The organism is Streptomyces umbrinus (genome assembly GCF_030817415.1).
Lineage (GTDB): Bacteria > Actinomycetota > Actinomycetes > Streptomycetales > Streptomycetaceae > Streptomyces > Streptomyces umbrinus_A.
The window spans coordinates 6650866-6664535 of sequence record NZ_JAUSZI010000002.1 but is presented as its reverse complement, the minus strand read 5'-3'; the positions used below and the strand labels follow the sequence as shown (position 1 = coordinate 6664535).

13 protein-coding genes are annotated in these 13670 nt (G+C 70.2%); 7 read left to right on the top strand and 6 right to left on the bottom strand.

Annotated features, from left to right (window positions below; genetic code table 11):
• The first annotated feature begins 3 nt into the window (after positions 1-3).
• From QF035_RS29410 to QF035_RS29385, 6 genes are all read left to right on the top strand, one after another.
• Positions 4-1809: a phosphatidylglycerol lysyltransferase domain-containing protein gene (locus tag QF035_RS29410; RefSeq protein WP_307523539.1), complete on the top strand. Its 1806-nt coding sequence runs from the start codon at positions 4-6 to the stop codon at positions 1807-1809.
• A 275-nt stretch (positions 1810-2084) separates the two neighbouring features.
• Positions 2085-2963, top strand: coding sequence for a dihydropteroate synthase (gene folP / locus QF035_RS29405; RefSeq protein ID WP_307523538.1), 879 nt, complete (start codon positions 2085-2087; stop codon positions 2961-2963).
• Positions 2960-3463, top strand: coding sequence for a nuclear transport factor 2 family protein (locus QF035_RS29400; RefSeq protein WP_307523537.1), 504 nt, complete (start codon positions 2960-2962; stop codon positions 3461-3463). The genes folP and QF035_RS29400 overlap by 4 nt, the downstream gene beginning before the upstream one ends.
• Positions 3464-3701: 238 nt before the next feature.
• A complete protein-coding gene (gene folB / locus QF035_RS29395; RefSeq protein ID WP_307523536.1) occupies positions 3702-4061 on the top strand; it encodes a dihydroneopterin aldolase in 360 nt (119 codons plus the stop codon).
• Positions 4058-4666 carry a 2-amino-4-hydroxy-6-hydroxymethyldihydropteridine diphosphokinase gene (gene folK, locus QF035_RS29390; protein WP_307523535.1) on the top strand — a complete coding sequence of 203 codons (609 nt, stop codon included), beginning with the start codon at positions 4058-4060 and terminating at the stop codon, positions 4664-4666. Before folB ends, folK begins: the two co-directional genes overlap by 4 nt.
• Positions 4667-4712: 46 nt before the next feature.
• Positions 4713-5198 (top strand): DUF3180 domain-containing protein, encoded by a 486-nt coding sequence (locus tag QF035_RS29385; protein WP_307523534.1) that lies wholly within the window; start codon positions 4713-4715, stop codon positions 5196-5198.
• Between the two features lie 119 nt (positions 5199-5317).
• On the opposite strand, the gene folE is transcribed toward QF035_RS29385, so the two are convergent.
• The 6 genes from folE to dacB form a co-directional block, all read right to left on the bottom strand.
• A complete protein-coding gene (gene folE, locus QF035_RS29380) occupies positions 5318-5923 on the bottom strand; it encodes a GTP cyclohydrolase I FolE (protein WP_307523533.1) in 606 nt (201 codons plus the stop codon).
• Between the two features lie 146 nt (positions 5924-6069).
• Positions 6070-8109 (bottom strand): ATP-dependent zinc metalloprotease FtsH, encoded by a 2040-nt coding sequence (gene ftsH / locus QF035_RS29375; RefSeq protein WP_307531511.1) that lies wholly within the window; start codon positions 8107-8109, stop codon positions 6070-6072.
• A 212-nt stretch (positions 8110-8321) separates the two neighbouring features.
• Positions 8322-8882: a hypoxanthine phosphoribosyltransferase gene (hpt, locus tag QF035_RS29370; RefSeq protein WP_143640508.1), complete on the bottom strand. Its 561-nt coding sequence runs from the start codon at positions 8880-8882 to the stop codon at positions 8322-8324.
• Between the two features lie 107 nt (positions 8883-8989).
• Positions 8990-10051 carry a tRNA lysidine(34) synthetase TilS gene (gene tilS, locus QF035_RS29365; RefSeq protein ID WP_307523532.1) on the bottom strand — a complete coding sequence of 354 codons (1062 nt, stop codon included), beginning with the start codon at positions 10049-10051 and terminating at the stop codon, positions 8990-8992.
• Between the two features lie 171 nt (positions 10052-10222).
• The gene (locus tag QF035_RS29360) at positions 10223-11347 is read right to left on the bottom strand and encodes a zinc-dependent metalloprotease (protein WP_200397454.1); all 1125 of its coding nucleotides are present in this window, start codon (positions 11345-11347) and stop codon (positions 10223-10225) included.
• A gap of 72 nt (positions 11348-11419) precedes the next feature.
• Positions 11420-13006 carry a D-alanyl-D-alanine carboxypeptidase/D-alanyl-D-alanine endopeptidase gene (gene dacB, locus QF035_RS29355; protein WP_307523531.1) on the bottom strand — a complete coding sequence of 529 codons (1587 nt, stop codon included), beginning with the start codon at positions 13004-13006 and terminating at the stop codon, positions 11420-11422.
• Positions 13007-13085: 79 nt separating this feature from the next.
• On the opposite strand from dacB, the gene QF035_RS29350 reads away from it, so the two are divergent.
• Positions 13086-13577, top strand: coding sequence for an inorganic diphosphatase (locus QF035_RS29350; protein WP_055610781.1), 492 nt, complete (start codon positions 13086-13088; stop codon positions 13575-13577).
• Positions 13578-13670: the final 93 nt, after the last annotated feature.

Sequence of the window (13670 nt, the reverse complement as noted above, 5' to 3'; positions counted from 1 at the left end):
GAAATGTCGGGCGAGGTTCCGGCTCGAACGGGCCGACTGCGGGGCGTACTCCGCGGTCCGCGCCCCGAGGCCGTTCCCGCCCTGGTCGCCAGGGCCTGCACGCTCGTAGGGCTTCTGGACATCGCGGCGGGTGTCTTCCCGCGCTTCCGCAACAGCCGTATGCACACGCTCGCCGAGGTGCTGCCGGGCGCGTTCGGTCCGTTCGCGGCCGCCCTGTCCCTCAGCGCGGGCGTCCTGCTGCTGCTCCTCGCCCACGGTCTGCGCCGACGCAAGCGTCGGGCGTGGCGGGCCGCCGTGATCCTGCTCCCGCTCGGTGCCCTGGCCCAGTTCACCTACCGGCACTCGCTCATCGGGGTCCTCATCTCGCTGGCGCTGCTCGCCCCGCTGCTGCGCCACCGCAGTGAGTTCAAGGCGCTGCCCGACCCGCGCAGCCGCTGGCGGGCCCTCGCCAACTTCGTCCTCATGGGCACGGGTTCACTCCTGCTCGGCCTGGTCATCGTCAGCGTCCACCCCAACCGGATGGTCGGCAATCCGAGCCTCGCGGACCGCATCAGCCATGTGCTGTACGGCCTGTTCGGCTTCGAGGGGCCGGTCGACTACCAGGGCACCACGTCCTGGACGGTGGCCTTCTCCCTCGGCGCGCTCGGCCTGCTGACCGCCGTGACCACCATCTACCTGGCCTTCCGCCCCGAACACCCGGCCGCGCGCCTGACGGAGGACGACGAGACCCGGCTGCGCGCCCTCCTGGACAAGCACGGGGGCCGCGACTCGCTCGGCCACTTCGCGCTCCGCCGCGACAAGGCGGTCGTCTTCTCGCCGAGCGGCAAGGCGGCGGTGACGTACCGCGTCGTCTCCGGGGTGATGCTCGCCAGCGGCGACCCGATCGGCGACGTCGAGGCCTGGCCCGGCGCGATCGAACGCTTCATGGACGAGGCGAAGGCCCACTCCTGGACGCCCGCCGTCATGGGCTGCTCCGAGACGGGCGGCGAGGTCTGGACCCGCGAGACCGGCCTGGACGCCCTCGAACTGGGCGACGAGGCGGTGGTGAAGGTCGCGGATTTCTCCCTGGCCGGACGCGCGATGCGGAACGTACGCCAGATGGTGAAGCGCATCGAGCGAGCCGGTTACGAGACCCGCGTACGGCGCATCCGTGACCTCAGCGAGGGCGAGCTGGACCGGATCCGGCGCGCCGCGGAGGCCTGGCGCGGCACGGACACCGAGCGCGGCTTCTCCATGGCGCTCGGCCGCATCGGCGACCCGGAGGACGGCGACTGTCTCATCGCGACGGCCCACAAGGAAGACACCGTTCCGGGCCCGTACGGGGATCTGAAGGCCGTACTCCACTTCGTCCCCTGGGGCACGGACGGGGTCTCCCTGGACCTCATGCGCCGCGACCGCTCGGCGGACCCCGGCATGAACGAGCTCCTCATCGTGGCGGCCCTCCAGGCGGCCCCCCGCCTGGGCGTCGCCCGTGTCTCCCTGAACTTCGCGATGTTCCGCTCGGCCCTGGCCCGCGGCGAGAAGATCGGCGCGGGCCCCGTCCTGCGGGCCTGGCGCGGGCTGCTGGTGTTTCTCTCCCGCTGGTTCCAGATCGAGTCGCTGTACAAGTTCAACGCGAAGTTCCGCCCCTACTGGGAGCCCCGTTTCGTCGTCTACCGCTCCTCCCGCGACCTCCCCCGCATCGGCTTCGCCGCCATGCAGGCCGAGGGCTTCGTGAACCTCGCCCTCCCCCGCCTCCTGCGCCGCCGCGCCCCGGCTCCGCGCCCCTGCGCCCACGCCGTGACGGAACGAGACGTACGAGCGGCGTAACCGCCCCCGCATCCCCGTCCCCACCTCAGACCCCGACCGCCACGCGACGCCCACCCCCGCGCCGCGCGGCGGTCGGTTCGCTGTGCCCCCTCAGGGGTGCGGGGCTGTGACATGTGCGGCTCCTCCCCCACTCTCGGCTTCGCTCGAGCGGGGGGACCCCCATCGTGGGCGCGACCGGCCCACCACAACCCGCGCCCGAAAACGGAACCTGCGGGATCACCCCCTCCCACCCAGGGCGACCAACCGCTCGCCTCCGGGGGCCTAGGCTTGAGGTCATGAGCAAAAGGAGCGGGCGCAGCCAAGTCGCGGGCCTCCCGGAATGGGACCGCTGCGCGGTCATGGGCGTCGTGAACGTGACCCCCGATTCCTTCTCGGACGGCGGCCACTGGTTCGACACGACCGCCGCCGTCAAGCACGGCCTCGACCTGGTCGCGGAAGGCGCGGACCTGGTCGACGTGGGCGGCGAGTCCACCCGCCCCGGCGCCGCGCGTGTCGACGAGGCGGAGGAGCTCAAGCGCGTCATCCCGGTCGTCCGCGGCCTCGCCTCGGAGGGCGTCACCGTCTCGGTCGACACGATGCGCGCCTCCGTGGCCGAGCGCTCGCTCGCCGCGGGCGCCGTCCTCGTCAACGACGTCAGCGGCGGCCTCGCCGACCCGGCGATGATCCCGGCCGTCGCCGCCGCGGGCGCCCCGTTCGTGGTCATGCACTGGCGCGGCTTCCTCCAGGGCAGCACCGTACGAGGGTCGTACGTGGACGTCGTCTCCGAAGTCGTCGACGAGCTCCACGCGCGCGTGGAGGCCGTTCTGGCGGGCGGTGTCGCCGCGGACCGCATAGTCGTCGACCCGGGCCTCGGCTTCTCCAAGGAGGCCGAGCACGACCTGATCCTCCTCGCCCACCTCGACCGTCTCCGGGAGCTCGGGCACCCCGTGCTGGTGGCCGCCTCCCGCAAGCGGTTCCTGGGCCGCGTTCTGGCGGGCCCCGAAGGCGCCCCGCCGCCCGCCCGGGAGCGGGACGCCGCCACCGCGGCCGTCTCCGCGCTCGCGGCACATCAGGGCGCGTGGGCCGTCCGGGTCCACGAGGTTCGGGCCACCGCCGACGCCGTCCGGGTCGCCCGGGCCGTGGAGGGCGCCCGGATCGCAGAGGGAGACCGGTGAGCGCCCCCCACACGGACGTCGAGCAGGTCGAACTCGCCAACACCGCCTTCTACGAGGCGATGGAGCGGGGTGACTTCGAGGTGCTGTCGTCGATCTGGCTGACCCCGTCCGACCTGGGCCACGACGAGGAGTACCACGACCCCGCGCAGGCCGGCGAGGTCTCCTGCGTCCACCCCGGCTGGCCGGTCCTCAACGGCCGGGGCGAGGTCCTGAGGTCGTACGCGCTGATCATGGCGAACACCGAGTACATCCAGTTCTTCCTGACCGACGTGCACGTTTCGGTCACCGGTGACACCGCCCTGGTGACCTGTACGGAGAACATCCTCAGCGGCGGCCCGTCCCCCGAGGACAGCGACGAACTCGGGCCCCTCGTGGGCCAGCTCGTCGTCGCCACGAATGTGTTCCGCCGCACACCCGAGGGCTGGAAACTCTGGTCGCACCACGCTTCTCCCGTACTGGCCGAATCCGGCGAGGAAGAAGAGGACGAGTCGCCCACTTGAGTGGGTAGGGGCCAAGCAGAGGTTGAGATCACCGGCCCCGGGGTAGGGGCGGCTACCAGCCCGTGAGCCGCCGCACGCCCCCAAAGAGAACACTCGATGAACCCTTGTTGCCCCCGGGCGGGGCGAGCCCCCTGTGGGCGAGCGCTGTCAGTGCTCGCAGGTAGATTCGAATGAGGCCGGTGTTGCCGACCGCACTCGGGAGAGCCCGCCGTTACCGACGATTGCAGGAGTGATTCGCGTGGATCGTGTCGCGCTGCGCGGCCTCAGGGCCCGCGGGCACCACGGTGTCTTTCCCAAGGAACGCGAAGAGGGCCAGACCTTCATCGTGGACCTCACGATCGGCCTGGACACCCGGCCTGCCGCGGCCGACGACGACCTCACGAAGACCGTGCACTACGGCATCGTGGCGGAGGAGGTCGTGGCCGTCGTCGAGGGCGAGCCGGTGAACCTCATCGAGACCCTCGCCGAGCGCATCGCACAGACGTGCCTCAAGCACGAGGGGGTCCAGGAGATCGAGGTGTGCGTCCACAAGCCGGACGCCCCGATCACGGTCCCCTTCGACGACGTGACCGTCACCATCACCCGGAGCCGAGCATGACCGCGTTCACCGAGGGCCAGAGCGACCCGACCGTCCAGCCGGTGCCCGCCTCCGTGGTGGAGCGCGTGGACGCCGCCGACACGACCCTGCAGAACCCCAGGCGCGCCGTGCTCTCCCTCGGCTCGAACCTCGGCAACCGTCTGGAGACCCTCCAGGGCGCCATCGACGCCCTGGAGGACACCCCGGGCGTCCGCATCAAGGCGGTCTCTCCGGTGTACGAGACGGAGCCGTGGGGCGTGGACCCAGGCAGCCAGCCGACGTACTTCAACGCGGTGATCGTGCTGAAGACGACCCTCCCGCCCTCCTCGCTCCTGGAGCGGGCCCACGCGGTCGAGGAGGCCTTCCACCGCGTCCGGGACGAGCGCTGGGGGCCCCGCACGATCGACGTGGACATCGTGGCGTACGCGGACCTGGTCTCGGACGACCCGGTGCTGACCCTCCCGCACCCCCGGGCCCACGAGCGCGCCTTCGTCCTGGCCCCCTGGTACGACGTGGAGCCCGAGGCCCAGTTCCCCGGCCGCGGCCCCGTGGCGCACCTGCTCGCCGACGTCCCCAGGGAAGGTGTGGCGCCCCGCGCCGACCTGGAACTCCAGCTGCCCGAGTAGTCGTTAAGGTCGAGACGCACACAGGCGGGTCGATCGAAGGGGCAATGTGAAAGAGCTGCGCATCAGGACGCTGGCCGCGGTGTTCTTCGTCGCCGGGTTGCTGTCCTGGGCGGGTGCCCGCCTGTGGAACTCGGTCGGGACACTCCCCCGGGTCCCGCTGGCCGCCCCCATCGTCCTCGCTCTGATCGCCGTCGTGCTCCTGGCCACGGCGCTCTCCCTACGGGCCCGTCTCAAGGCCCAGCGCGAGCGCCGCCCCGACGCGAAGGGCGTCGACCCCATGATGGCGGCCCGAGCGGTCGTTTTCGGCCAGGCCAGTGCCCTCGTGGCCGCCCTCGTCGCCGGTATGTACGGCGGCACGGGCGTCTTCCTCCTGGAGTCCCTCGACATCCCCGCCCGCCGCGACCAGGCCGTCTACGCCGGCTTCTCCGTCCTCGCGGGCATCGCCGTCGTAGCGGCCGCCTTCTTCCTGGAGCGCGTCTGCAAGCTCCCGGAGGACGACGACACGAACGGCGGCACGGCCCGAGCGACGTAACGGGGCGCAGCCCCGTAGGTCCAGGGGCGCGGGGAACTGCGCGCCCAGCCACAACGAACCCGCACGTACCGCGAAGCGTTCCGGTGAGGGAAAACGTCCCGCGAAGCGACCCGCCGCGCTCAGCGAGCCATGATGAGGCTCATCGCCTCGTTACGGGTCGCAGCATCCCGCAGCTGCCCCCGAACGGCCGACGTTATGGTCTTCGCCCCCGGCTTGCGAATCCCCCGCATCGACATGCACATGTGCTCGCACTCGACCACCACGATCACGCCACGCGGCTCCAGGATCTGCATCAGCGACTCGGCGATCTGCGTGGTGAGCCGTTCCTGCACCTGTGGCCGCCGGGCGTAGACGTCCACGAGCCGCGCCAGCTTCGACAGCCCCGTGATCTTGCCGTTCGTGCTCGGGATGTACCCGACGTGCGCGACGCCCCTGAACGGAACCAGATGGTGCTCGCAGGTCGAGAACACCTCGATGTCCTTCACCAGGATCATCTCGTCGTGGCCGAGATCGAACGTCGTCGTCAGGACGTCCTCGGGCGTCTGCCACAGCCCCGCGAAGATCTCCTTGTACGCCCGGGCCACCCGCCCCGGCGTCTCCCGCAGCCCCTCACGGTCCGGGTCCTCACCGACCGCGATCAGCAGCTCTCGTACGGCGTTCTCGGCGCGCTTCTCGTCGAATTCGCCGATTGTGCCCTCGCCGTCCAGCGTCACGGGATCGGTCATCTCGTGCCTCGTTCCTGAGCCTGTGACGCGTACGGATCACGCGTCTCATGTTCGGGCATACAACGATGCCGCGCCCCCCAGGCTAAGACCTGGGGGGCGCGGCATTCGTTCCGGACCTGGTGAGGTGTATCGCACCCGAGCCTGGATCAGCTCTCGGAACGGTCCTCAGGGGCCGACTCGGTCACCGGGAGCGCCTCGGTGGAGGCACTGGTGCTCGCGGTGATCGCGGGGCTCGCGCCGTTCGTCCCGTTCGTCAGTGACAGCTCCCTGGGGGAGAGCACCGGCGGGCGGGTGGACGGCGTGCGCCGGGAGGAACCGGTCCACGCGGGGCGGGCCGGACGCTTGACGAGGGGAGCGAAGACCTCGGCGATCTGCTCCTTGCTCAGCGTCTCCTTCTCCAGCAGCTGGAGGACCAGCGCATCGAGCACGTCGCGGTTCTCGACCAGGATTTCCCAGGCCTCGTTGTGCGCGTTCTCGATGAGCTTCTTGACCTCTTCGTCGACGAGCGCGGCGACCTCTTCCGAGTAGTCGCGCGGGTGCGACATCTCCCGGCCCAGGAAGGGCTCGGTGTTGTCGCCGCCGAACTTGATCGCGCCGAGACGCTCGGTCATGCCGTACTGCGTGACCATCGCGCGGGCCGTGGCGGTGGCCTTCTCGATGTCGTTCGCGGCACCCGTGGTCGGGTCGTGGAAGACGAGCTCCTCGGCCGCGCGCCCGCCCAGCATGTATGCCAGCTGGTCGAGCATCTCGTTGCGGGTCGTGGAGTACTTGTCCTCGTCGGGCAGGACCATCGTGTAGCCGAGAGCACGGCCTCTGGAGAGGATCGTGATCTTGTGGACCGGGTCGGAGTTCGGAGACGCCGCCGCGACCAGGGCGTGTCCGCCCTCGTGGTACGCGGTGATCTTCTTCTCCTTGTCCGACATGATCCGGGTCCGCTTCTGCGGGCCCGCGACCACACGGTCGATCGCCTCGTCGAGCATGTTGTTGTCGATGAGCTTCAGGTTGCTGCGTGCGGTGAGCAGCGCGGCTTCGTTCAGCACGTTCGACAGGTCCGCGCCCGTGAAGCCGGGCGTACGCCGGGCAACCGCGCCCAGGTCGACGTCCGGAGCGACCGGCTTGCCCTTCTGGTGGACCTTGAGGATCTCCAGACGGCCCTGCATGTCCGGGCGGTCGACCGCGATCTGGCGGTCGAACCGGCCGGGGCGCAGGAGGGCCGGGTCGAGGATGTCCGGACGGTTCGTGGCGGCGATGAGAATCACACCGCCCTTGACGTCGAAGCCGTCCATCTCGACGAGCAGCTGGTTCAGCGTCTGCTCGCGCTCGTCGTGACCGCCGCCGAGGCCGGCGCCGCGATGGCGGCCGACCGCGTCGATCTCGTCGACGAAGACGATCGCCGGGGCGTTCGCCTTGGCCTGCTCGAAGAGGTCACGGACCCGGGAGGCACCGACACCGACGAACATCTCGACGAAGTCGGACCCGGAGATCGAGTAGAACGGGACGCCCGCCTCACCCGCGACAGCACGCGCGAGCAGCGTCTTGCCCGTACCGGGAGGCCCGTACAGGAGCACACCCTTGGGGATCTTCGCCCCGACGGCCTGGAACTTCGCCGGCTCCTGGAGGAACTCCTTGATCTCGTGGAGCTCCTCGACCGCCTCGTCCGAGCCCGCCACATCGGCGAACGTCGTCTTCGGGGTGTCCTTGGTGATGAGCTTCGCCTTGGACTTCCCGAAGTTCATGACCCGGGAGCCGCCGCCCTGCATCTGATTCATCAGGAACAGGAAGACAACGACGATGAGGACGAAGGGGAGCAGGGACAGCAGGATGCCGACGAAAGCGTTCTGCTTGGTCGGCGAGACCGTGTAGCCGTCCGGAATCTGCTTGTTCTGGTACTTGTCCTGGAGGGTGGTGGCCAGGGCCACGCCCTGGTCGCCGATGTAGCTCGCCTGGATCTTCGAGCTGCCCTCGACCTTTGTACCGTCCTTGAGCTCGATCTTTACGACCTGCTCGTCGCCGGTGGTGAGCTTGGCCTGCTGGACCTTGTTGTCATTGATCGCCTGGACGACCTGGCCTGTGTCCACCGTCTTGTAGCCACCGGACGAGCCGACGACCTGCATCAACACGACCACGGCAAGGACGGCCAGCACGATCCACATGACCGGCCCACGGAAGTATCGCTTCACGTCCATCCATACGGAGCGGTGCCGCCCCGTCCCTCCTGCCATAGTGAGTTTGATAAGACTGTTCTTCGGACGGTACCTCAGCATTGTCACCCGAAGCTGCGCGGTCCGGCTGACAAACCCGTCTACGCATGCTCCAACGGCGCGAAACCCGCTGGGGTTCCCGGACGTCCTACAGGGGTTGGACCCCCCTCAGTGGGACGCCGTCCCACCAGGGTGCCTCAACCGCCGTAGACGTGAGGCGCGAGCGTACCGACGAACGGCAGGTTCCGGTACTTCTCCGCGTAGTCGAGGCCGTACCCGATGACGAACTCGTTGGGAATGTCGAAGCCGACCCACTCCACGTCGATCGCGACCTTCGCGGCCTCCGGCTTGCGCAGCAGCGTGCACACCTTGAGGGACGCGGGCTCGCGGGAGCCGAGGTTGGAGATGAGCCAGGAGAGTGTGAGCCCGGAGTCGATGATGTCCTCGACGATGAGGACGTGCTTGCCCTTGATGTCGGTGTCGAGGTCCTTGAGGATCCGCACCACTCCGGAGGACTGGGTGCCCGCCCCGTACGAGGACACCGCCATCCAGTCCATCGTGACGGGGGTGGACAGGGCCCGGGCCAGGTCCGCCATGACCATCACGGCGCCCTTGAGGACACCGACGATCAGCAGGTCCTTGCCCGCGTACTCCGCGTCGATCTTCGCGGCCAGCTCGCCCAGCTTCGCGTCGATCTCTTCCTTGGTGATGAGCACCGACTTGAGGTCGGTGCCCAGGTCTTTCGCGTCCACCCGCATCACTTTCGGTCGTCCCACCGGCTGCTTCCCGGCCCTCCCCGAAGAGGAGCCGCTCCCCGAAGGGGTTGCCCTCCGGGGCGGGTCGCTCCCCGAAGGGGAACCCTTTTTCAGCCTTGCCGAATCACCAGTCTGCCACCCTGCCGCTGGGCGACGACTTTGCCCGGGAGGTTGATGGCTCCCTGACCGCGCCAGCCGGTGATCAGCCGGTCGATCTCTTCGATGTGCCGGGCGAACAGCGAACCGGCGGGCGCCCCGGCCTCGATGGCGGCGCGGCGCAGGATGCGGCGGCGCACGGCGGGGGGCAGGGCGTACAGCTTGGCGCACTCCAGGAGGCCTGTGGCGTCGCGCACGGAGGCCTCGGCCTGGCCCGCCCACGCGTCGAGCGCGTCGGCGTCGTCACGGGACAACTGGGCCGTACGGGCGAGTGCCTCGACGACGCCCTTGCCGAGCGCCTTCTCCAGGGCGGGCAGCCCCTCGTGGCGCAGCCGGGAACGGGTGTACGCCGGATCCGCGTTGTGGGGGTCGTCCCAGACGGGCAGGGACTGGACCATGCAGGCCTTCCGGGCGGTCTGCCGGTCGAGGTGCAGGAAGGGGCGGCGGTAGCGGCGGGCGGCTCCCGGCCCTCCGGAGACGGCGGCCATTCCGGACAGGGAACGGATGCCGGAGCCGCGGGCCAGGCCGAGCAGGACGGTTTCGGCTTGATCGTCGCGGGTGTGGCCGAGCAGGACCGCGGCGGCGCCGTGGCGCTCGGCGGCGGCGTCCAGGGCGCCGTAGCGGGCGTCACGGGCGGCGGCCTCGGGCCCGCCGTCCCGGCCGACGGTGACGGCCACGGACTCGACCGGGGCCAGGCCGAGTTCGTTGAGGCGCAGCACCACCTCCGCGGCGCGCAGGTCGGAGCCGGGCTGCAGACCGTGGTCCACGGTGACACCGCCGGCGCGGATGCCGAGTTTGGGGGCTTCGAACGCGAGGGCGGAGGCGAGCGCCATGGAGTCGGCGCCGCCGGAGCACGCGACGAGCACGAGCGGCGGGGGCGGCGGCTCGTGCGAAGTGCCCGGGGAGACGGAGGGGGCGGAGCTGGCGTCGAGGGAGGGCGTGTGATCGGTGAGGACGTCATGGAGCACGCGGCGGACCGCCAGGCGTATCGCCGCGACCGCAGGATGGGGACCCATGTCCGGTTCCCTTCATGAAATTGTCGGGGGTGAGCCCGAGGTCGGTCACTCAGAGTGTGTAGATGGTGACAGAACCGGGCCGTTCCCCGAGCATTGCACGCCTACCCATCGCTCACGGTCCCTCGGACGGGTGATTGGAGGGGCGTTCACCTGCCGTCGGCCGGATTCAATTCACGACTCTGCCTTACGGTGCACCCGCGCGACCCAGTCCGCCGGTTTGGCGATCTCCGACTTGGTGGGGAGCGTGTTCGGTGAGGTCCACACCCGGTTGAAGCCGTCCATGCCGACCTCGTCCACGACCGCGCGTACGAATCGCTCCCCGTCGCGGTACTGGCGCAGTTTGGCGTCGAGGCCGAGCAGCTTGCGCAGGGCCAGGTCGAGGCGGGAGGCGCCGCGGGCGCGTCGCTGCTGGAACTTCTCGCGGATCTCGGCGACGGAAGGGACGACGGCGGGGCCGACGCCGTCCATCACGAAGTCGGCGTGTCCCTCCAGGAGGGACATCACGGCGGTCAGCCGGCCGAGGATCTCGCGCTGGGCGGGGGTCTGCACGATCTCGACGATGGAGCGCTGGTCGTCGCCCTCCTCGCCCTCGGGGCGGCCGCCCGCGAGGGACTGGGCGGCCTCGCGGATGCGCTCCAGGACGGTCATGGGGTCGACCTCGGTCTCTCCCAAGAAAGACTGGATTTCGCCCTCGAGGTGGTCACGCAGCCAGGGCACGGCCGTGAACTGCGTGCGGTGGGTCTCCTCGTGGAGGCAGACCCAGAGCCGGAAGTCGTGGGGCTGTACGTCGAGTTCGCGCTCCACGTGCACGATGTTCGGCGCCACCAGGAGGAGGCGTCCGCCGCCGTTCTCACCGGCCGGGAGTTCGCGGGTGGCCGGGGCGAAGGTCTCGTACTGGCCGAGGACCCGGGAGGAGAGGAAGGACAGCAGCATGCCCAGTTCGACGCCGGTGACCTTGCCGCCGACGGCGCCCAGGACGGCTCCGCCGGGGGTGCTGCCGCGACGTTCCTGCATCTTGTCGAGCAATGGTTTGAGCAGTTCCCGGAACCCGGCGACGTTCGCCCGGACCCAGCCCGGGCGGTCGACGACGAGGATGGGAGTGTCGTGGAGGTCGTCGCCGCCCATCCGCGTGAAGCCGCGGACGTGCTCCTCCGAAGCCTTTGCGTGCCGGCGCAGCTCGGCGACGACGGCCCTGGCCTCGTCGCGGCTCACTTCTGGGCCCGGCCTTACGAGCCGGGTCGCGGTCGCCACCGCGAGATTCCAGTCGACCATCTCCGCACCACCGATGCTCGTCATGCAGTCAACCGTACGTGAGCGCTGCCGCTTGGGGCAGGGAGTGGACCGCAGGGGCTGCCGACAGAGGCGCTCTCAGTTGCAGCCGCAGGTCGCCAGCGTTGACGCAAGGGCGTCCAGGCCCTTCTGGGTTGCCGTCGGCTCTGTGGGTGGGTCGGACGCCGTGAGGAAGGCGAAGGCCAGGAGGTGGCCGTCGGTGTCCACGACCGTGCCCGCCAGGGTGTGTACGCCGGTCAGGGTGCCCGTCTTGGCGCGTACGAGGCCGGTGCCGGGCTGGCCGGCGTAGCGCGTGCTGAGGGTGCCGGTGAAACCGGCCACGGGGAGGCCCGTGAGGGCGGCGCGGAGCTCGGGGTGAGCCGGGTCGGCTGCCTTGGCCAGGAGGGCGGTCAGCAGGTCCGCGGTGAGCTTGTCGGCGCGGTCCAGGCCGCTGCCGTCTGCGAACTCCGCGCCCTTGAGAGGAAGTCCCAGCTTCTTGAGCTGCTTGCGGATGGCCGTGCCGCCGCCCTTGAAGCTCGCCGGTTCGTCCGCGGCGACGGCCGTCTGGCGGGCCAGGGCCTCGGCGATGTCGTTGTCGCTGTTGGTCAGCATGCGTTCGACCAGGGCGGACAGGGGCGGGGACTTCACCGTGGCGAGGGCCTTGGCGCGGTCGGTCGCCTTGGAGGGGCCGGGGACCGTGGTCTTGATGCCGCGGTCCTTCAGCAGGTCCGCGAACTTCTTCGCCGCGTCGGCCGCCGGGTCCTCGCTGCGCTTCGCGGTGCCGCTGGAGGTGTCGTCGAGACGGCCCTCGTCGGCCATCAGGGCGGTCACCCGGGCGACATTGGTGTTGTCGAGCCCGATCGGGTGCACGTCGGGGCCCTCGTACAGCGAGGTGTCGTACGAGAGGGTCACCTCGTCGGTCTTGCGGTCCTTGAGGGCGCGGGCGGTGTCGTCGGCGAGGGTGCGCAGGCTCGCGTTGCCCTCCGCGTCCTTGCGGGCGGTCAGCGTGGGGTCGCCACCGCCGACGAGGACGACCTCTTCGGTGTCGGGTTCGAGGACCGTACGGGTCGCGATGCGGTGGTCGGCGCCCGCCGCGATGAGGGCCGCGACGGCCGTGGCGATCTTCGTCGTGGACGCCGGGGTCAGCGCGTCGTCCGCGCCCTTGCCGTACAGGCGCTTCCCGGTGGCCAGGTCGACGACGGCGGCCGTACGTTCGGTGCCGAGCGCGGGGTCGCCGAGGAGCGGGCCGAGGACGTCGGCCAGGGCCTTCTCCGTGGGGGACGGGCCGGCGCCGACGGAGCCGCCGAGTCCGGTGAGCACGGACGCGGCGCTGGGGGCGGGCGCCGGCGCCTTTCCGGACGTACCGGACACATGACCGTGATCTGCGCCACCTGCGCGCCCCTGCGATGCGGCCCACTCGCGCTCCGCCGTACGCTGACCGGTGGAGTCCCAGGGCCCGGCCGCAGTGACCACGGTGGCCGCCACGACGAGTCCGAGGGTGGCGGAGCCCGCCGTGAACTGCACGGTCGACGGCCTTGTGACCAGCGGCTTCACGGCTCCTGCGGCCCGTACGAGCGGTGGCTTCACTGCTTCCACGGCCCGTACGAGTTGCGGTCTCACGGACCGCGCGACCCGCACCACATGCGGTCTCGCGGCCCGCCAAGCCTTCAGCTCTGGCACGACCACCAGCCCCTTTCGCGATCACACACCTGCGTGAGGGACACTTAACCACCAGAACTATGTGCTGATCATGGAGGAGCCACCGGTGGAGTTCGACGTCACGATCGAGATTCCGAAGGGTTCACGGAACAAGTACGAGGTGGACCACGAGACCGGTCGGATCCGTCTGGACCGTCGTCTCTTCACCTCGACCAGTTACCCGGCCGACTACGGCTTCGTCGAGAACACCCTCGGCGAGGACGGCGACCCGCTGGACGCGCTGGTCATCCTGGACGAGCCGACCTTCCCCGGCTGTCTCATCCAGTGCCGCACGATCGGCATGTTCCGTATGACGGACGAGGCGGGCGGCGACGACAAGCTGCTGTGCGTGCCCGCGCACGACCCTCGCGTGGAGCACCTGCGGGACATCCACCACGTGTCGGAGTTCGACCGTCTGGAGATCCAGCACTTCTTCGAGGTCTACAAGGACCTGGAGCCCGGCAAGTCCGTCGAGGGCGCCAACTGGGTGGGCCGTACGGACGCGGAGGCCGAGATCGAGCGGTCCTACAAGCGTGCCAAGGAACAGGGCGGGCACTGATCCCCTGTGGCCTGAGGGCCGCGTGACCCCCACGGGGTCGCGCGGCCCCTTTGTCTGTCAGTGCGCATACTGAGGCGTACTGGATGTGCGATT